The organism is Marinomonas rhizomae (assembly GCF_024397855.1).
GTDB lineage: Bacteria > Pseudomonadota > Gammaproteobacteria > Pseudomonadales > Marinomonadaceae > Marinomonas > Marinomonas rhizomae_A.
In genome coordinates this window covers 1,492,647-1,512,343 of the sequence record NZ_CP073343.1, presented here as the reverse complement: position 1 = coordinate 1,512,343, position 19,697 = coordinate 1,492,647, and the positions used below count along the sequence as shown (strand labels likewise).

Below are 19,697 nucleotides of genomic sequence, written 5' to 3'. Positions count from 1 at the left end.
GAGGCAGACAAGACAAATCTACCTGCCATGATACAATAGCCGAACGAATATGTCCTGATTCTGCTAAAAATTCAGAACCAATAAACCATTGAAACCTTGAGAGAACACCGTGCACCTACTCGTCATCGGCTACGTCTGGCCAGAACCAAACTCTTCCGCTGCTGGCAGTAGAATGATGCAATTACTCAACTGCTTTCACAAAGAGCAATGGCAAATTTCTTTTGCGAGCCCCGCTCAGCAAACAGAACACATGGCTGACCTTTCCCTGCTGGGCATTGAAGCCGAGCATATTGAGCTCAATAGCGCATCATTTGATCACTATATTGCACACAAAAAGCCAGACATAGTGATATTTGATCGCTTCATGATGGAAGAACAATTTGGCTGGCGTGTAGAAAAGTTCAGTCCAGACTCATTACGAATCCTGAATACGGAAGACCTTCACTCACTAAGACAAGCCAGACACAATGCGCTGAAACAAAATCGAGACTTTGCAGTTGAAGACCTTTATAGCGATCATGGCATTCGAGAAATCGCCGCCATCCATCGCTGCGATTTAACCCTGATGATTTCTGAAGTAGAAGCAAAACTACTGGTCGATGAGTTCCACGTGCCAGAAACGCACGTATTACACCTCCCCTTTATGCTGCCAGAACCACAAAACACAGACAAATTACTGAGCTTCGAAGATCGCCAGCATTTTATTAGCATAGGCAACTTTCGTCACGCGCCAAATTGGGATGCCGTCCTACAATTAAAAACAGAGATATGGCCAAAAATCCGCAAACGCTTACCGAAAGCTGAGATGCATATTTACGGCGCTTATCCGCCACCAAAAGCCACACAGCTGCACAATGCAAAAGAGGGCTTTTTAGTGAAAGGCTGGGCTGAAGACGCTCAAGCCGTCATGCAACAATCGCGACTTTGCTTAGCGCCATTACGCTTTGGCGCAGGCATTAAAGGCAAATTAGTTGAAGCCATGCAAGTAGGTACTCCAAGCATAACCACCAGCATTGGTGCAGAATCTATGCATGGCGCATTCCCATGGAACGGGGTGATAACCGACGACATAGAAACCTTTGCTGATGCCGCTGCCTCCCTCTATGAGGACAAAGAAAGCTGGTTACTGATGCAAAAAAATGGCAATAAAATCCTACAAACTCGTTATCAAGCAGAAGAATGGGAGCCAAAATTAATCAATCGATTGAAGCTACACGTTCAGCTAAAGGACAGCCTGAGGAAAAAACACTTCTTGGGTTTAATGCTGCGACACCACAGCCTTAAAAGCACACAATACATGTCGCAATGGATAGAGCTGAAAAACAAAAATGAAGAGGGATAACACTAACAGCAGCAAAAAAAACGCTAGCCAGAAACAAAACTGCTTTTAGCCTCTCGCTCACGAACCTTCTTCATCACTGCCTGCTGAGAGGCTTTATTCATACTTCCCCACTGACTGATTTCTTTACCGGTACGATAACAGCCGACACAAACATCTTCATCATTGAGAAGACAGACATTAACGCAGGGAGATTTTAACTGAGGTTTTGGCTTGGTCATTTTTAATCAACATACATAAAAAAAGGCCTTAGTGAAAAATATCACTGAGGCCTCTCATTCTATTATTCAGCGTTATGATAAACACGCTGCACATCGTCTAGGTCATTCAACAGATCCAAGAAGCGATCAAACTGTTCCAACTCTTCACCTTGAATTTCTATAGTGTTTTGAGCAACAAACTGAATTTCATCTACTTCAAATTCAATGTCGCCAAGCGCATCCGTAATGGCCGTTTTCGCTTTACTGTAATCTGTATGAGGCGCAAACACTGTCACCTTACCGTCTTCTAGCTCGATATCGGTTACATCAACATCCGCCATCATTAAGGCTTCTAATACTGCTTCTTCATCCGTGCCAGCAAAAACAAAAATAGCACTGTGGTCAAACATGTGACTCACACTACCCTGCCCACCAATTTTGCACTTCACTTTGTTAAAGCAAGTACGCACATCACCAAAAGTACGGTTTGGGTTATCTGACAAACAATCCACGATAACCATCGTATTACCAGGACCAAAACCTTCGTAGCGAGCCGTATCAAAGTCTTCTCCACCGCCACCTTTCGCCTTATCAATCGCTTTGTCGATAACGTGCGTTGGCACCTGATCTTTTTTAGCTCGGTCAATCAGAGAACGTAGTGCCAAATTACCATTAGGGTCGATACCACCGGATTTTGCGCAAACATAAATCTCACGGCCGTATTTACTGTAAACCTTGGCTTTCTGGTCAGACGTTTTTGCCATGGACTCTTTGCGGTTTTGAAAGGCTCTGCCCATTACATATTCCTATTCTATACAGTCTTAAAAGTAAGATTCTAACGTGTAGCCCAAAAAGAAGGAACTGCTAGCCAAGCATAAATACAATAAAAAGCCAGCCTTAACACAACAAAAATGCCTTGAAGCAATAAACCTAGTCAATATAGACATAGCTAGTCACTCCAAGTGACTTCAGCAAACTAAGTAAGCTGCCTAATGACTTTAGCAAGCACCACAATGGCTTGTTGGATTTGCGCCGGAGAGACGCGCGCAAAACTCAACCGCAGGAACGAATCATCAAGCGGACTTTCACACGGAAAAAATGGCGTTCCAGGCAGCACCAATACCTTATCCTTCAATGCCTCAGTCAGTACTCGTTGCGATGAAACACCGTCGGGCAACTTTACCCAAAAGAACATACCACCAGCTGGAAGCGAAAATACAACAAGATCGCCAAGCTCTACACTTAAAGCTTGCGCCATCACATCTCGCTTTTCCTTATAGGCCTTTTGAAGCTTAATAACGTGATCCGGATATTGTCCAGACTTAAAGAACTGGGTAATCACGCTCTGACCAAGACGGTTGGTATGAAGATCAACGGCTTGCTTTACTTTAACCAAGTACAGAGAAAAAGCCTCACAGGAAACAATATAGCCAGTACGCAACCCCGGCCACAAAACCTTAGAAAAACTCCCCATGTACAACCAAGGCGCTTGCTTTATCAAGGTGGAAATTGGTGTAAGGTCGACATTGTCATAACAAAGATCACGGTATGGATCATCTTCTATGAGTAATATGTTTTTCTCATCAAGCAAGGCAGCAATCTCGTGCCGGCGCTGCAAGCTATAACAATGTCCCGCAGGATTTTGAAAATTAGGAATCAAATAAACCGCTTTCGGCTGATGTTGCTCAATCGCATCACGCAAAGCGGAGACAGACATCCCCTCCGCATCAGACAAAACATCTTGAACCTTTGCGCCTTGTAATTTAAATACCTGACAAGCGGCTAGATACGTTGGCTGTTCAGTTAGAATAGTCGAGCTTTCGTCTAAAATTAAACGACTAATAATATCCAAACCTTGCTGCGAGCCGTTGGTTACCAACACATTACCTATCGATGCATCAATACCCCGCTCTGCAACAATAGATAAAATACACTCTCGAAGCTCTTTTTCACCTTCGCTTGGGCCATACTGACGACTGTCAGTTAGCCGCTCCAACTCCGGGTAGGCAGGCATCAAGTTTTCATCAGGCAAACCACCCGCTAAAGATAGAATGTCAGGCTGTTGACTGTAATGCAGCAGCTCACGAACCAAAGAGGCTTCCATGTTTCGTGAGTGTGAAGTCAATAAATGAGAAATATCCATACCAAGCGCCTCGACAAATTAAATGCAGAGAAACAGGGTCAGATATTTTATTAAAAGTGAAAAGATACAATTCTTGATTAATTGAAGGATACAGAAAGAAATTTTCTATTTACAACCAATGATCTTTCGGCTCAGCTTGCAGCAAGCTTTCAAACTGCTGGTCTTTTTGCTGCCAAAGCACATTCACCCATTGCTGAAAGTACGCCCTATATTCCGCATCGTTTTGATAGTCTCCAAGCAAAGAATCATCAATAGGCATTACTCGGATATGCACTTTGATGTTAGACACTTTCCCGCAAAGGTAATCAAAAAAACTCGGAATTCCGTCTGAATAAACAATGGTGACATCTATTAACTGATGCAACTTGCCATCCATTGCATTTAGCGCAAACGACAAACCACCCGCTTTAGGCGTCAAGAGATGTTTATACTGACTGGATTGTTGATCATGCTTTTGAGGTGTAAAGCGAGTCCCTTCCAAAAAGTTCATAATAGACACAGGAAAGTACTGAAACTTATCGCACGCCCTTTTCGTCATCTCAATATCTTTTCCTTTGAGTTCAGGGCGTTTTTTTAGCAAAGCAGGACTGTAACGCTTCATGAAGGGAAACTCTAACGCCCACCAAGCCAGACCGATAAAAGGCACCCAAATCAGCTCACGCTTTAAAAAAAACTTAATAAAAGGAATGCGTCTGTTAAACAGGCGCTGCAAGATAAGAATATCCACCCAAGATTGATGATTTGCCGTCACCATATACCAATCATTCAATACAAAATCGTGCTTTCCCAACACAGAAATATCTGAGCCACCCAGGACCCGCTGGTTGATGTTATTCACTCCGATCCAAAATGTCGCGATATTATCCAATACAACATTTAAAACGGCGCGTGCCGATGCGAACGGCAAAATACATTTAACCAACGCCAATAACATGACTGGAGCAAAGCAAATCAAGGTATTAACGACAATAAGACTAAATGAAGTCAGACCTTTTAACACGAATAAAGCAGGCATACAGGAACCTAAAAGACAAAACCTATTCATGATACTAAAGGAAACTCTTTATTGGAAATCCTCATTATTTACACTCCAACTAAGTAGCCAGCTTTCACAATAAAAATGTATAGTAAACAGACGATTACAATGACCAATAATCCCGCTCGATATAGAAAGCATTGCGACGCCATATCGATCATCATTAATCCCTGTGAATGACACATAAACAGGATGCACCATAGGACTCTGAACTTCGCTATGCCAATGACCAAAGGGTTAAAAATTCGACATAAACTTTTTGCAGTTTTTGTTTTAAGTAATATTTTACTCATTGTTTCTATGTGGCAAGTATTTCAATGGAGTTTTGATAGAGGCTTTGTATCCTACGCTACGGAACGTGATCGCGATTTTCTAGAGCAAATGGCGAACAGAACAGCTAACCTCTACATTTACTATGATGATTGGTATTTTTTAGTCCAAGAAAGCCGAATGGAAAAAGAGTGGCATAAAGCGAAAGTGGATAACCTACGCGACTTGGTTCCACCACCTAGCACACCTAACTTAGATTTAATTTATCCCTCCCAGTATTACCGCCAACGTTTTCTATTATTTGACGCCAAAGAAAACCCAATAATAGGTAAAACGAGCTTTGCCGACGCAGAGACCCACGCTGTCACTGTAAATAAAAAAGTTGTCGGCTACGTTGGCTTACGCTCTATACGAGAGCTAGTACAAGACCAAACATTACGATTTGTTCGCCAACAAGGCGAAGCGTTTTTGCTCATATCCGCCTTCATGTTGGCAATAGCAGCACTATTAACATGGCCGCTTGCTCAATGGCTAAGTCGCCCTATCATTTCCATGCAAAAAGCCACGAAGAAACTGGCAGCAGGAAAATATGAAACTCGCATATCGGTAAAAGGTGGCGATGAATTAGCCAGCCTTAGCTGTGACTTTAATAACTTAGCTTGCACTCTAGAGCACACACGAGAAGCACGTAAACGCTGGGTTGCAGATACGGCTCATGAGTTAAGAACACCCGTCGCTATTCTGAGAGGAGAAATAGAAGCAATGCAGGATGGCATTATTAAAATGACGCCTGAAAGCCTCTCCTCCTTGCATCAAGAAACCCTTCATATTGCACGCCTAATTGATGACTTAAACCAATTATCAATGCATGATATGGGTAACTTGAGTTATGAAATGGAAGATATCTCTCTAAATGAGATTATTGAACAGACTGTTCAATCTATGACGCTTCCTTTTAATGAAGGCGGTTTAGAATTAGGGTTTGAATATTCTCAGAAAAACCCTATTGTTATGAATGGTGATTCAGATCGATTACATCAACTCTTTTCGAATCTGATGAATAACTCGCTAAAATACACAAATGCACCAGGGAAACTGACGGTTAAGCTCTCCAAAAAGAACAAAAAGGCTATTATTCTTTTTGAGGACACAGCCCCAGGTGTTAGCGATGATGATAAAAACAGAATTTTTGAGCAGTTCTTCCGTGTTGAAAATTCAAGAAACCGTGCAACTGGCGGGCGAGGTTTAGGTCTTGCTATTTGCGCAAGTATTGTGGATGGACATCAAGGCACAATCAGTGCTTATCACTCCCCAGATGGTGGCTTAGGAATAAAAGTAGAATTCCCTTTAAACTACTCTCGTTAAACGAACAGGAACGAATAATATTATGAGCAAAGTACTGATTATTGAAGACGAACCAAAACTAGCAGAACTCATGACAGCTTACTTAGAACAAGCAGGCTATGAACCGCATCACCTTGACCGTGGTGACATTGCTGTTAACTATATCAAAAACAACCAAGTTGATATCGTTCTGTTAGATCTAATGCTACCCGGTTTAGACGGTGTAGAAATCTGTAAACAAGTTCGTCAATTCAGCGGCGTACCCATCATCATGGTGACGGCAAAAGCCGAAGAAATCGATCGCTTGATTGGTTTGGAAATGGGCGCAGACGACTATGTATGTAAACCATTTAGCCCACGTGAGATTGTTGCTCGTGTAAAAGCCAACCTACGCCGTGTGGAGCTAGATCAAGCAGAATCGCCAAGAACAGACGGCTTCGACCTAGATGTAGATCGTCTGCGCGCGACTTACAAAGGCGATTTAATCGACTTAACAACCGTTGAGTTTCAATTACTTCAGTTGCTTATCAAGGAACCTGGTCGCGTTTTCGGCCGAGACCTTATCATGAAAAGCATCTATGCTGACAGCCGCGTAGTGAGTGATCGTACTATTGACAGCCATATCAAAAAATTGCGTAAAAAAATCTCTGCTGTGGCACCTGAATTAAACGTTATCCATTCTGTTTATGGCGCAGGCTATCGCTTCGAAAACAACGATCAGTAAAACCTTTCTCTAAGGAATGGCGTTGAACAATTTTTTGGATGTACTGGTATTTTCTTTCTCTATAACAATGCCAATATTTTTGATATTGGCATTAGGAGTAATTCTATACCGAATACGAATCATCAATGACAACTTCATTGATGTTGCATCCAAATTGGTGTTCAACGTTACACTTCCTGCTCTACTCTTCATTAGCATTTCCAAAAGCGATATTTCATCAAACACCGATTTATCATTAGTGTTATATGCAATGATAGCGGTCACAGTGACTTATATTGCACTAGAACTAGTATTGTCTATTTGGGAGTCGGATAAAGCACAACGCGCCGTTTTGGTTCAAGGCGCTTTCCGCTCAAATATGGGCATTATTGGTTTGGCCTATTGCGTAAATGCCTATGGAAATGATGTTTTTTCTGTAGCGTCAGTGTACCTAGGCGGCGTCACGATATTATTCAACATCCTCTCTGTCATTGGGCTTAGTCGAGCACTGGGAACAAATGCAAGCTTGATAGGCATTCTAAAGGGCATAGCAAAAAACCCTCTAATTATTGCCATCTTAGCAGCCTTTATTACAACACTAACGGGACTATCACTTCCTACAACGCTTTATAAAGCAGGTGATTATTTTGCACAAATGACACTACCGTTAGCATTGCTGTGTGCAGGTGCATCACTCAACTTTAAGTCTTTGAAGAAGGGTATGCTAGGTGCGATATTAGCATCCATTGGTAAGCTTATTTTCATCCCTTTCATACTGACATTTGGTGGCTATTTATTAGGCTACCGCGGCATGGAACTCGGCGTATTATTCCTAATGTCCTCAGCTCCAACCGCTTCAGCAAGCTATATTATGGTCAGGGCGATGAATGGCAACTCTACGTTGGCGGCAAACATCATCGTTATAACAACCATCGCATCCTTGATTACTACCAGTATTGGCGTTACTTTGTTACGCAGCTTGAATTTAATCTAAACCGATTAAGAGCTGGTAAATATATTAAAGGCTAGCGAGACTCTCTTTGATTTCACAATTCCGTAAACATCGTCTTTTTTTTATTACCTTCGGATGCTCCGTACTGACTCTATTATTCTTTGGCGTGAATACTATTGCCTATCAGGCGCTGATTATAGATAAGCATTCAGAAGGCCAAGACAAACTACTCGATTACGTAATTGAGTTACGCAGCGAATTAAAAAACTACCACATTCTTCCCTATGCGCTTGCTGATAACCCTAGCTTACTGGCTTTTATGAACAACCCTAAAGATCCAGTGTTAACAGCGCGATTACAGCGACATCTAGAAGATCTGACACATGTATCTAAAACGCAGGACTGGTTCATTTTGTCGGCACAAGGAGAGCTTTTAGTATCCAGTGAGCAATCACCTAATTTCGATTTAGACGACTACTTCAGCAAACAAGACTTGAGCAATGTGCTTAGAGAACAACAAGGAGAATACATCCTTGTCTCTGGCTACAATCCAAAGCAATACAAGTCAGCCCACCTAGTACTGGCTCCTGTGTATACAAAAGCTGGCTTAGCGGGTGCTGTTTCTGTACGAATTAACGTCAGTGATTTGATTGAACGATGGAATCTTCTCGATGATCTGGTGGTCATGACAGATCAGAACAGCCTTATATTTTTAGCCAGTAAATTAAATCGACTATTAGTGAGTAATTGGCTTGATGACCCAAAAGATGTGCAGTTTCTCAATAATACCCGCTCCAAAGTTTACCACCTGAACGATGAAAACTACCTTTTGCAAAATGTCACTTTAGATGATCTACAATGGCAAATTCATTACTTATCAAATTTAAAAGGCATCCATAAAAAAGCCCAAAATATCGCTTTCATTAGCCTTGGGATTTTTGCTCTGATTTTTCTTTTCTGGCTCTATCGACGAGAACGTTCTTTGAAAATAGCCTCAAAACTAGAGAACGAAATCCTCATTGCTAATAGTGCTCAGCGCCAGAGAGTCCTGATTGAAAATACTCACGTAGGGTTGATGCAGTTAACAAAACGCGGTGAAATATCCTTCGTCAACCCAATGGGGCAACGCTATTTCGGAGAAAGAACCAAACTTAACAGCCATTATTTATATGAATACTTACCTGATAGCCCAGAGAACCAAATCGCATTGGCTTTTATTAAATCCCTACAAACACAAGAAGTTTCGGGGAATCCATCCGAAGAGAATTTACTAGAACAAGAAGTTGTCCTGCAAAAAGAGAACGGCCAAGTTTTTCCAGCACTACTTTCAGTCTCTTCTTTAAAATGGAGTGATTCACAAGGTTACCTAGTGACGTTACTCGATATTAGTAAACGAAAAAAGGCAGAGCTAAACTTACTAGAGGCAAACACCCGCTTGGAAGAGCGAGTACTGGAACGAACGAAAGCATTAGAAGCGGCGCAAAAAGAACTATTGAGAACGGAAAAACTTGCCGCCATAGGACAAATGTCCACTGCCATTGCTCATGAGTTAAATCAACCACTAACCGGTATAAGAACATTAGCCTACACCGCAGAGCTGTTACTTAAACGTCAGGACTCAGAGCAAGCATTAAAAACGCTCATCGACCTAGAGTCTCTTGTTGTAAGAATGCAAAAACTGACCAGTGAGCTAAAGGTACTTGCCTACCGAAGACCAGAACAGCTTGCCTCCACCTCGATAAAGAGCTCCGTAGAGCGAGCTATTGAAAGCCTTGGAGAGGACATCGCAAACGTTCAGTGGGAAATTGAATTTAATGATTTAGACACTGTCATTGCTGAACCAACTCGGTTAGAGCGCATATTTTCTAATTTGATCAGTAACTCAATTCAAGCTTGTGTCGAACTAAAAATCACACCAAACATTACAATATTCTTAGAAACACATGGCGATAAAATAACCATAAACTACCAAGACAATGGTCCAGGTATAGAAAGCGCTCAGCTGACACACATATTTGAACCTTTTTTCACAACAAAACCGATCGGAAAAGGCTTAGGACTGGGTCTTGCGATTAGTGCAAACCTAGCAAAAGACATGAATGGCGTTCTAAAAGCAAGTCATGACCATGACTCAAGACTCGTATTCAGCTTAACACTGTTAAAGGCCTAATATGGAAAACAGTAATACCAGCAATCACATTGAAATTTGGCTTCTTGACGACGACGATATTGTTCGTTCGACCACGGCCCAATGGTTACGATTATCAAACTATGAAGTGAGAGAATTTCAAGAAGCTCAGGAGCTGATAGATCAGTTTAGCGTTGGATTGCCTTGTATTATTGTCAGTGATATCCGTATGACGCCAATCGATGGTTTAACGCTAATGAGCGACTGTCTATCAAAAGAACATGAACTGCCATTTATTCTGATAACGGGACATGGAGATGTCGACACCGCCGTCAATGCTTTACGCGATGGCGCGTTTGATTTTCTCGAAAAGCCCTTCGATCCAAACAGATTACTGCAAACGGTCGAAAAAGCCATTCAACTAAGAGCGGTTCAACTCCAGCATGCCAATCAATCTCAGTACCTTGGTGACTTACATGGGCTAGAAGAAACCATTATTGGTAAAAACGAACAAATCGTCCGTGTCAGACAACAGATTCGAACCTTTGCAAGCATGGACACTCATGTCATCGTGTATGGAAAAACAGGCTGCGGCAAAGAATTAGTCGCAAAGGCACTACATGACTGTAGCCCTAGAGGCTCCAGCCCCTTTGTTGCTATAAACTGTGCCGCTATTCCTGCTGAACTTTTTGAAAGTGAGCTGTTCGGTCACGAAGCTGGCGCGTTCACTAGCGCTAACAAACAAAGAATTGGTAAGCTCGAACACGCCAGTGGCGGAACCTTATTTCTCGATGAAATAGAAAGCATGCCTCTGGCGATGCAAATAAAGCTATTGCGTGTATTACAGGAAAACCAACTTGAACGCGTTGGTAGCAACAATACGATTCAATTAGATTTAAGGGTAGTAGCCGCTGCAAAAAGTGATCTACAAACTCTCGAAAACTTCAGACAAGACTTATTCTTCCGGCTGAATGTCTCGCAAATACATCTCCCAGATTTGCGTAACAGAAGTTCTGACATTCCACTACTCTTTGAACATTTCTGCCGTATCGCAGTTAAAGAACGAGGTGGTGATTTAAGACAGCTTAGCCCTATTGACCATGAGACACTGACGCTATATGGCTGGCCTGGTAATGTTCGCGAACTTAGAAACGTCGCACTACGTTATGCTCTCGAACCCAATACGAGCGTTGCAAAAATCTTAGCTGGCTACCAAGCTCAAGATGACATAGATACCATCACACCACTTCCTCTTAGCGTTAAGGTGCAAGAGTTTGAACGCAGTTTAATTGAAGCCAGCATTCGACAACAAAAAGGCAACATCCAGCTTGTCCTAGAGCAACTTCAGCTACCACGACGAACACTAAATCAAAAGATGCAAAAGTACGGACTTAATAGAACCGACTATCTAGATTAACCCCTTCCGTCAACACATCAGATAAAAATATCAAAAAAGTGATTCTCATATAAAAAAATTAATGAGAATCACTTGCATCAAAGCGCAAAAACAACTTTAATGATAACCATTATCAAAATGAAGGCGACATACGATGCAATTAAATATGCGTGATGTGTATGACACAGCAGGAAATATTAAAGAAGAATTAGCCGCTCACCTGTCTGGCCATAAAAAACTGCTCGCCTTACTTCCAAACCTAGAATTGCTTAACCAACATTTGTTTAGCAATGACGACATTTCAATCTATGAAGACGCAAAACCTGGGATCTACTTTTCTTTCTTAGGGACAGGGCCAATAAAAACAGCAAAAGACATAAACTCTGTACAAATATCTTATAGCCCACAAAACGTAAGCGGCAATCTACTAATGAAACAAGGTGATGAACATAGCCTAATCCAAGCTCGTATTAGCCCCGCACACCTGGCCGCCGTACTTGGCGAAACGGAAGATCAAATTATTCAACATTTTAGGACTATGCGAGATAAATTGGGTAATGAGAATGGAATCATCCAACTTCCTGTCACAGAAAGAACCCTATCAGCGATGGCGTTAATACTGGCGCACAAAGGTCATTCCATCAGCCTTGCTGGACACCTTTATTCGGTCATATTTACACTAATCGAACAATTACAAATGCTTAGTCACTTATCACAATGCGAAGATTGCCAGAGCAAACTTTTCCACGCACAAAACCTAATAGAAACACCGGAGCACGAAACATTAAATATCAAGCGTCTAGCTCAACAGGTTGGACTGAATACCGAAGCTCTCGCCATTGGCTTTCACCTTATCGTTGAGCAATCCATTGAGCATTACTGCACTCGCAGCCGAATTAAATCTGCGGCAGCTCAACTAAGACAAGATCCTAGCGCTAAGTCACATATTGTTGCTCAAAGCGGTTTTTCTGAAGATCAGTTCGAAGCCGCATTTGTTCAACACTTTGGTGTCAGTAGTCACCAGTATGGACAAATCCACTAAATGTTAAAAAGTTAAGGCATAACATGGCTCAATCAACAATTGCCCTTATTTACGGCACAGATACAAATAATACAGAAGAAGTTGGGCATAAGATTGCCAAACAATGGGAAGAGCTTGGTGAACAAGTAGATATATTCAATATCAAGGATATTGAGCTTAGCCAACTAGAGCAGTATCCCATGCTTATTTTAGGCATACCGACTTGGGATTTTGGAGGTATTCAATCCGACTGGGAAGACATTGGAGACAGTTTAGCCACACTCGATCTTGAAGATACTGTTATTGCTCTATACGGACTAGGCGACCAGTTCGGCTATGGCGACTACTTTATCGACGCGGTAGGTTGGCTGTATGAAAAACTTCTACCAACCAACACCAACTTTATTGGTCAATGGTCCACAGAAGGCTATGAATTTGAAGCCTCTAGGGCCTGCATTGAAAACAAAGAATCCTTCGTCGGTTTGGCAATCGATGAAGATCAACAGTTTGAACTCACTGATCAACGCATTGAGCAGTGGGTCATCCAACTTTACGCTGAGAGAGCAGTAGAAGCCGCCTAAATTATCGCCTGACTGGCCATTTGATTAAAACTAACGACTAAAATTTGGTTACCCACACATTCGCTGCCCCGAATGCCCAAATTTTGTTTTACTCAATGAGATAATTTTACGACTTGCTCTATATAGCGTGAAGCCCCGTGGCTACCTCTCCTTTCTCTCCTGCTTGGAGGTAGCCACGTATTTCTTCCCATAAACTATTTTCTTCTAGCCACTATTCGTTATGATGTTAAAACTTCATTAAAATTTAGTTGGCACTCATGAACTTACAACTTTCAGACATTGTTATCCTGCTGTTAATTTCTGCCGTAATTTACGCTTGGTGGAGAAATACATCCATACGAGAGCAGGCTCTAATAAGTGCAAAAAAACACTGCGAATCGCTAAACTTGCAACTACTGGAAGACAGTGTTGGCGGTGATGAGTGGAAACCCACTTGGCATCATGGAACAATCAAAATCAAAAGAACGTACAAATTTGAATTCAGTTCTAGTGGGATTGCCCGCTACCCAGGCAAAATCTACTATCTTGGCAATCAAAAAATCAAAGTGTGGCTCAGCCCCCATGATTTTTAATTGATACGCACTTTGAAATGCAGCAAATAAACAAAACACAACACTTTTATACAAGATAAATTCATATTTTTATGTCAATTAATTGCAAATAAGGCCATAGTAGAAATAGAATGATTAGGTAAACATTTGTAATGCTTTAATAGACAAACCTGTGAATGTTGAAGTGCCAATGACACTCACCAAATGTCTATTTGTTCAATCTATAATAAAAAATGCAGGATATAATATGTTGGCAAACCTTAGTTTTCGTACCAAGTTACTCTCATTATTGATTGCGGCTATTCTTGGATTCGTTGTTGTAACTGCTGTTGCTTTACAAGGATTGAATGTTCAAGAAACCTCATCTTCAAAATTTGATCGTCTGACCACAGTAGATAAAGATCTTGCCTCATTAGTCATTACCTTAATGGAAGAATACGAGACCCTATCTGGTATTGATAATAGCTCTTACGAAAGTTTTCTAGAGCAACTAAACACTAACCACGAAAATTTCATGGTTACTCTAGAAAAAGACATGAACATTCTTAAAGATCCAGAAGCGAAGAAAAACATCAGCAACATCACCTCTTCCCTAGCAAGTTACAGTGATATTTTAAAGCTGCTCGTCAACCAAAGACAAAAAGTAGGCTTTAATGGCTCTTCTGGCTTAAAAGGTACAATATCTCAGTTAGGTGAAAAGGTAACAGAAGAAATTTCTTTCCTAAGCTTGGTAAAACAAGAATTCTTGCCAGTTCGTGAAGCTGAAAAAAACTTCATTTTTGAACCTGTTCCTGCAAATAAAACAGCTTTCATGGAACGCTATGAGAAATTCTACAAGCGTGTTACCAATTTTGGTCTTGAAGAACGTTTCGGTGAAGTAATTAATCAGTATTTCGCCGCGGTTCAAAATTTCGACAAAGAAAACCAACAACTAAAAAGCTTGCAGTCGCAGTTTTTGGAAAGCAAAGCAAACTTTGCTCAAACACGCCTAGCTGCCGTTGAGTACATGGAAAAAGCCGTACTAGAAGCTCGCCAACAAGCTTCGGCCAGCTCACAACAAGCTAGCATCAGCGTTATCATTGTAAGCATTGTAGTCGCTATCATTGCCGCTCTAATGATGATGGGCATTGGTAGTAGTGTAAAAAGCACCCTAAACCAAATCATTAAAGACCTAGGTAAAGTGAAAAGCGGTGACCTGACCGCTCGCTTACATGTAAACAAAAAGCGTAACGATGAATTCGACTCTTTATGTAGCTCTGTAAACGAAATGACGACAGGCTTGGGCTCAGTTATTGGTGATGTTGTAGACACTACCCAAGGCGTTAATAACATGGTTACTGAACTCAATACGTCTGTAACTAACATCGCACAGAGCAACCGCTCAGTAAGTGAGCAAACAAACTCTCTAGCGGCCGCTACAGAGGAAATCTCTACTACTATTTCTAGTATCTCCAGCACAACGGAGGACCTAAGTAGCCAATCTCAACATACTTATGAGTCAGCTAAAGTTGGCGCAGAAACCATTAAAGGTGCTCTATCAAACCTTTCAAGCACAATTAGTGTGGTTAACAAAACAAGTGAGCAACTTAACGAGCTCGGCCAATTGTCTAAAGATATAGATAACGTTATCGGTATGATCAATGACCTAGCAAACCAGACTAACCTTCTTGCACTAAATGCCGCGATTGAAGCAGCGCGTGCTGGTGAAGCTGGTCGTGGCTTCTCGGTTGTTGCCGATGAAGTTCGTTCACTTGCTGAAAAAACAGTCGATGCAACGGCTAAAATCACCGATATCGTTAGTACGATTCAGTCTTCTACACAAACGGCAATCGAGACTATGCACAGTGGCCAAGAAAGCTTGCATTCGATTGAAGAGTTCAGTGAGAAAGCAGAATTGGCAATTCGTGAAATTGAACGGAATGCCCAGACAAGTTCGGCATCTTCTATTGATATGGCGCGCTCTATTCAAGAAGTGGCGAAAACGGCTGTACACATGAGTGAAGAGATGGACAAAATTGCACAGCAACTTCAAAGCGATAATAGCTATATTAATAGCATTGAAGGCAATACCCGCGACATTCACAGTCAGGTTAGTAGCTTAGATAACAAAACAAGTATGTTCACTACTCGTTAATCTAAACAAGAAAACGCCCGACATAAAAAAACCGACTTTGATAGTCGGTTTTTTTTGGATCATTTTTTTGCCACTTTGTTAATTAGCAAAAAAATACACTGCCCTTATAGATCAGCGTATTCTTTTTCCCAGCGTTTCGCTTCTTTCTTAGAAGGACCACCTAATACATTCACGGCCGTGCGCATACGAGCTCGAGAAATATCAGACCCTAGAATCGCCATTGAATCAAAAACAGAGACAGACGCTGTCGTTCCAGAAATAGCAACAAATAATGGTGCAAAAAAGTCTTTTGGCTTCTCTTCCATTGCTTGAGCTAATGTTTTCATTTCATTAAAGATTTCGTCTTTTTCCCACTTACTCAATGCTTCTAAACGCCATAATGCGAACTGCATTGCCTTACGAAGTGTGTCTTGTTCCATTTTAATAGAAGAGAAATCTTCCTTAGTAATTGGCAACATGCCTTTTAAGAAAAAACCTGCCACATCAGCCACATCTGAAAAGGTTTCAACGCGAGGAATAACCAGCGGTAAAATCTTCATCAAATATTCAGGGTTAAGTGCCCATTCAACGTATTTTTGTGCAAAGGTTTCCGCGGTCAAATTCTCACGAATCCACATGCCATTTAGCCAGCTCAATTTTTCAACATCAAAAACTGGGCCACCCAAAGAAACACGCTGAATATCAAAATGCTCAATCATTTCGTCTAACGAGAACTTTTCACGCTCATCGGGCATGGACCAGCCCATGCGACCCAAGTAGTTGATTACCGCTTCTGACATATAACCCATACGTTGATAATATAAAATACTCGTTGGGTTTTTACGTTTTGATAATTTAGACTTATCAGGATTACGCAGCAAAGGCATATGACATAAAGTCGGCATGTCCCAGCCAAAGTATTGATACAACAAAATATGCTTAGGCGCAGAGTTAATCCATTCTTCACCGCGAATAACATGGGTAATTTTCATTAGATGATCATCAACCACATTGGCCAAATGGTAAGTAGGCATACCATCTGCTTTTAACAATACTTGCATATCTACTTGAGACCAATCGATTTCGATTGTGCCTCTAAGCATATCCTGAACAACACATGTGCCCTCTTCAGGAATTTTCATGCGAATAACATAAGGAACACCGGCATCTAACTTTGCCTGTACTTCTTCTGCTGTCAGGTTAAGAGCGCGACCATCATACTTTTGTGGCAAGCCTTGCTCTTTTTGCTCATTACGCATTTGATCCAACTCTTCAGTGGTTTCGAACGCATAAAAGGCATGCCCTTTATCAATCAATTCTTGAGCATATTGGCCGTAAATATCGCCTCTTTCACTTTGGCGGTATGGACCATATTCACCACCAACATCTGGACCTTCTGCCCAATCTAGACCTAACCAGCGTAGCGCATCTAAAATCATTTTTTCAGATTCTGGCGTACTACGAGTTTGGTCAGTGTCTTCAATACGTAAAATAAACTTGCCGCCCATTTTACGTGCGAAAGCCATGTTAAATAGTGCAATATAAGCTGTGCCTACATGCGGATCACCAGTTGGAGACGGTGCAATACGTGTTCTTACCTCTGACATAAAAATCTCGTTTATTAGTTGTCTGAAATGCCGCTATTATAAGCGTCTCATAGGATATGAGTAAGGGGTTAAACTGAACTTTTCTTCTTAGAAGTTAGATATTCACTCAACTTTACTTTTGATATACCTAAGCTGTGAAAGTCGAACGCCAACTTCCACATCTATTTTCAAAGCGACCAATGAGCGAGACAACAAGCACTGCTCATACCCGTCTGCCAACATTGATTGAATACGCTCTGAAAAAGTCGGTAGATTGGCATAAATCTCTTCGATTGTTGGAAACGAACTAATAATACTTAACGCCGTTTTCGGTCCAATCCCCTTAACACCAGGAATTCGGTTAGTTGTATCCCCGACTAAAGCCCAATAATCGGTCAGCTGCTCAGGCTCGACTCCATATTTTCCTGGCACCCATATTTTGTCATAACCCAACTTAGCAAAATAATCATATTGAAGAATTCGATCATCCCCTAGCAACTGTGTAAAACCCTTATCTGTTGAAACAATATAAGATTTAACATCCCTACTCGCCGCCTTAACCGCTAACGTCGCAATAAGATCATCAGCCTCCCAACCATCTATCCTTAAACAGGGTAAATGATTGAAGCGAAATACCTTTGCAAAATCAGGCAATGAGTCGAGTAACGTGTCATCCATAGGAACTCGACCTAACTTATATTCTGGAAAAACTCGGTGGCGCCACGTTTTGCCATTTGAATCAAACACAACAACAGCGTAAGAGGGAGAAAATTGATCAGTGAGCTTTGCTAAGGCTTCAACAGCAATACTTTGAGTCCGTTCAATGCGACGAGTGGAATCTTGCTCTGATTCGAGTGCGGCATAGAGTCGTCGAATCAAATTCAATCCGTCAATAATTAGTAATTTTTTATCCACTCCAAACCCTTATTTTTGCTACATTGTTTGACGTTTACTTGAATTGAATAGGTTACCATGTGAGGAGATTCATCACGACAACCTGCGTACTGTTATAACCAAAAAAGGATTCTGTTATGAACAAACAACCAGCCTATTTTTGCCTTAGTCTTCTTTTAGGAGCAACCGCTCACAGCGCTTTTGCTACTCCTTTAAACGCTGTAATCGGTTTAGATAACAGCCAAATCGTGGAGACTAGTCAGCAATTAAGTCTTACTCCAAACACAGGCTCACTGCTACCGCTACAAGATAATTTCGCCCCCATCACTAACTTAGAAAACAACATTAATGCCAACTGGTTTGACTTAATAAACAAAAAAGTCAGAGTAGAGCACAAACAAAGAGATTTAAATTATACTGGCACTCTCGCCAGAATCGAACAAAACACTCGTTCTTTTGTGCTAAGTAGCAAAGAATTCTCGATGACATTACCAATGGATGATTTCTACTTAATTCCGCTAGAAAATTCAAATACTGCAAACGCAAAGCCTGAAGATCAAGCAGACACCAATAAAGCCGCACCTTACAAGGTTAGCTATCAAACTAATGAGCTTTCGTGGACCCCACAACTGAGCTTGATATTCGATAACGATAAGGTGTCTGTTTCCCAGCAAGCGCTTATCCACAACAATTCAAGCTCAACGATTCAAATTCAAGACAGTCTACTTCACTATTCCCGAAGCGCTGCTCCTCAAATGTTCAAAGCAGAACGTAGCTCACTTGCAATGAGCGCCGATAGACCAGACGTAAACTATCAGGATAATGAAGTAAGCTACTCTCTTGGTGGCGCTGTATTATCAATTGCACCATACTCAAACACCTTAATTCCGTTACCAAGCAGCGACAGTAAAATTGATAGCCAAACACATAAAGCCAAGCTTTATACTTATGGAAGCAACTCGGGGAAAATCGACTTAAACTTCTATAACAACCTAAGTTTTTCATTGCAGAAAAATGGACTTCCAGGCGAATATAAGACGTTTTGGAAAAGAGGAGACCTTCTTATTCCTGGCAATACCGTTCGCTTAGATACCGTTCGTGAAGGTCGTTCAGTGAATGTTACAACCAATAAAAGCCAAGACCTAACAGGCTATTTAACCTTGGTTAGCGCCTCTTCTCAAAAACTTCCTAACACTCAAGCTTGGGAAGCGACCATTGAAAACCACTCAAACACACCACAGAAGTATTCAATAGAACAAAGCACTAATGGCGTTGTGGAAGTATTAGAAGGCAGTGACGTGGTTCCAATAAATGCAAATAGCGTAATCATTGCAGGGGAAATAAAAGCAAATTCGAAAAAAACGATTTCTTATAAAGTAGATGTAAAAAACTAAAACGGAAGAATGTGAAAAATATAGACTAAAAAGCAGCCTTGCTTGC

General features: G+C 41.3%; 18 protein-coding genes. 11 read left to right on the top strand and 7 right to left on the bottom strand.

Going from position 1 to position 19,697, the window contains the following annotated elements; genetic code table 11:
- Positions 1-109 precede the first annotated feature (109 nt).
- Complete coding sequence (locus tag KDW99_RS07025) at positions 110-1,342, top strand: glycosyltransferase family 4 protein (RefSeq protein ID WP_255828584.1); 1,233 nt, start codon at positions 110-112, stop codon at positions 1,340-1,342.
- A gap of 23 nt (positions 1,343-1,365) precedes the next feature.
- Here the strand turns inward: KDW99_RS07025 and KDW99_RS07020 are convergent, their stop codons facing one another.
- From KDW99_RS07020 to KDW99_RS07005, 4 genes are all read right to left on the bottom strand, one after another.
- The gene (locus KDW99_RS07020; RefSeq protein ID WP_114412798.1) at positions 1,366-1,560 is read right to left on the bottom strand and encodes a DUF1289 domain-containing protein; all 195 of its coding nucleotides are present in this window, start codon (positions 1,558-1,560) and stop codon (positions 1,366-1,368) included.
- 62 nt (positions 1,561-1,622) lie between these two features.
- Positions 1,623-2,336 carry a YebC/PmpR family DNA-binding transcriptional regulator gene (locus KDW99_RS07015; protein WP_255828583.1) on the bottom strand — a complete coding sequence of 238 codons (714 nt, stop codon included), beginning with the start codon at positions 2,334-2,336 and terminating at the stop codon, positions 1,623-1,625.
- A gap of 179 nt (positions 2,337-2,515) precedes the next feature.
- On the bottom strand, positions 2,516-3,682 hold the full coding sequence (locus tag KDW99_RS07010) for an aminotransferase-like domain-containing protein (RefSeq protein ID WP_255828582.1): 1,167 nt from the start codon (positions 3,680-3,682) through the stop codon (positions 2,516-2,518).
- A 109-nt stretch (positions 3,683-3,791) separates the two neighbouring features.
- Positions 3,792-4,697: an acyltransferase gene (locus tag KDW99_RS07005; protein WP_255828581.1), complete on the bottom strand. Its 906-nt coding sequence runs from the start codon at positions 4,695-4,697 to the stop codon at positions 3,792-3,794.
- A 240-nt stretch (positions 4,698-4,937) separates the two neighbouring features.
- On the opposite strand from KDW99_RS07005, the gene KDW99_RS07000 reads away from it, so the two are divergent.
- Positions 4,938-6,353, top strand: a complete 1,416-nt coding sequence (locus KDW99_RS07000) for an ATP-binding protein (protein WP_255828580.1) — start codon at positions 4,938-4,940, stop codon at positions 6,351-6,353.
- Positions 6,354-6,375: 22 nt separating this feature from the next.
- Positions 6,376-7,056, top strand: coding sequence for a response regulator (locus KDW99_RS06995; protein ID WP_255828579.1), 681 nt, complete (start codon positions 6,376-6,378; stop codon positions 7,054-7,056).
- A gap of 9 nt (positions 7,057-7,065) precedes the next feature.
- On the opposite strand, the gene KDW99_RS06990 is transcribed toward KDW99_RS06995, so the two are convergent.
- Positions 7,066-7,248, bottom strand: coding sequence for a hypothetical protein (locus KDW99_RS06990; RefSeq protein ID WP_255828578.1), 183 nt, complete (start codon positions 7,246-7,248; stop codon positions 7,066-7,068).
- On the opposite strand from KDW99_RS06990, the gene KDW99_RS06985 reads away from it, so the two are divergent.
- The 7 genes from KDW99_RS06985 (at position 7,169) to KDW99_RS06955 (ending at position 15,798) form a co-directional block, all read left to right on the top strand.
- Positions 7,169-8,029 carry an AEC family transporter gene (locus KDW99_RS06985; protein WP_370646896.1) on the top strand — a complete coding sequence of 287 codons (861 nt, stop codon included), beginning with the start codon at positions 7,169-7,171 and terminating at the stop codon, positions 8,027-8,029. The genes KDW99_RS06990 and KDW99_RS06985 overlap by 80 nt on opposite strands.
- Before the next feature lie 46 nt (positions 8,030-8,075).
- Positions 8,076-10,157 carry a PAS domain-containing sensor histidine kinase gene (locus tag KDW99_RS06980; RefSeq protein ID WP_255828575.1) on the top strand — a complete coding sequence of 694 codons (2,082 nt, stop codon included), beginning with the start codon at positions 8,076-8,078 and terminating at the stop codon, positions 10,155-10,157.
- Position 10,158: 1 nt separating this feature from the next.
- Positions 10,159-11,532, top strand: a complete 1,374-nt coding sequence (locus KDW99_RS06975) for a sigma-54-dependent transcriptional regulator (RefSeq protein ID WP_255828574.1) — start codon at positions 10,159-10,161, stop codon at positions 11,530-11,532.
- Between the two features lie 133 nt (positions 11,533-11,665).
- The gene (locus KDW99_RS06970) at positions 11,666-12,553 is read left to right on the top strand and encodes an AraC family transcriptional regulator (protein ID WP_255828573.1); all 888 of its coding nucleotides are present in this window, start codon (positions 11,666-11,668) and stop codon (positions 12,551-12,553) included.
- Between the two features lie 23 nt (positions 12,554-12,576).
- Complete coding sequence (locus tag KDW99_RS06965; RefSeq protein WP_255828572.1) at positions 12,577-13,113, top strand: flavodoxin; 537 nt, start codon at positions 12,577-12,579, stop codon at positions 13,111-13,113.
- A gap of 257 nt (positions 13,114-13,370) precedes the next feature.
- The gene (locus tag KDW99_RS06960) at positions 13,371-13,685 is read left to right on the top strand and encodes a DUF3301 domain-containing protein (protein WP_255828571.1); all 315 of its coding nucleotides are present in this window, start codon (positions 13,371-13,373) and stop codon (positions 13,683-13,685) included.
- Positions 13,686-13,911: 226 nt separating this feature from the next.
- Positions 13,912-15,798: a methyl-accepting chemotaxis protein gene (locus tag KDW99_RS06955; RefSeq protein ID WP_255828570.1), complete on the top strand. Its 1,887-nt coding sequence runs from the start codon at positions 13,912-13,914 to the stop codon at positions 15,796-15,798.
- A gap of 104 nt (positions 15,799-15,902) precedes the next feature.
- On the opposite strand, the gene gltX is transcribed toward KDW99_RS06955, so the two are convergent.
- Positions 15,903-17,384 carry a glutamate--tRNA ligase gene (gene gltX, locus KDW99_RS06950; RefSeq protein ID WP_255828569.1) on the bottom strand — a complete coding sequence of 494 codons (1,482 nt, stop codon included), beginning with the start codon at positions 17,382-17,384 and terminating at the stop codon, positions 15,903-15,905.
- A 102-nt stretch (positions 17,385-17,486) separates the two neighbouring features.
- A complete protein-coding gene (xni, locus tag KDW99_RS06945) occupies positions 17,487-18,278 on the bottom strand; it encodes a flap endonuclease Xni (protein ID WP_255828568.1) in 792 nt (263 codons plus the stop codon).
- Positions 18,279-18,394: 116 nt separating this feature from the next.
- Here xni and KDW99_RS06940 point away from each other — a divergent pair, with 116 nt between their 5' ends.
- Positions 18,395-19,651 carry a hypothetical protein gene (locus KDW99_RS06940; protein ID WP_255828567.1) on the top strand — a complete coding sequence of 419 codons (1,257 nt, stop codon included), beginning with the start codon at positions 18,395-18,397 and terminating at the stop codon, positions 19,649-19,651.
- Positions 19,652-19,697 lie beyond the last annotated feature (46 nt).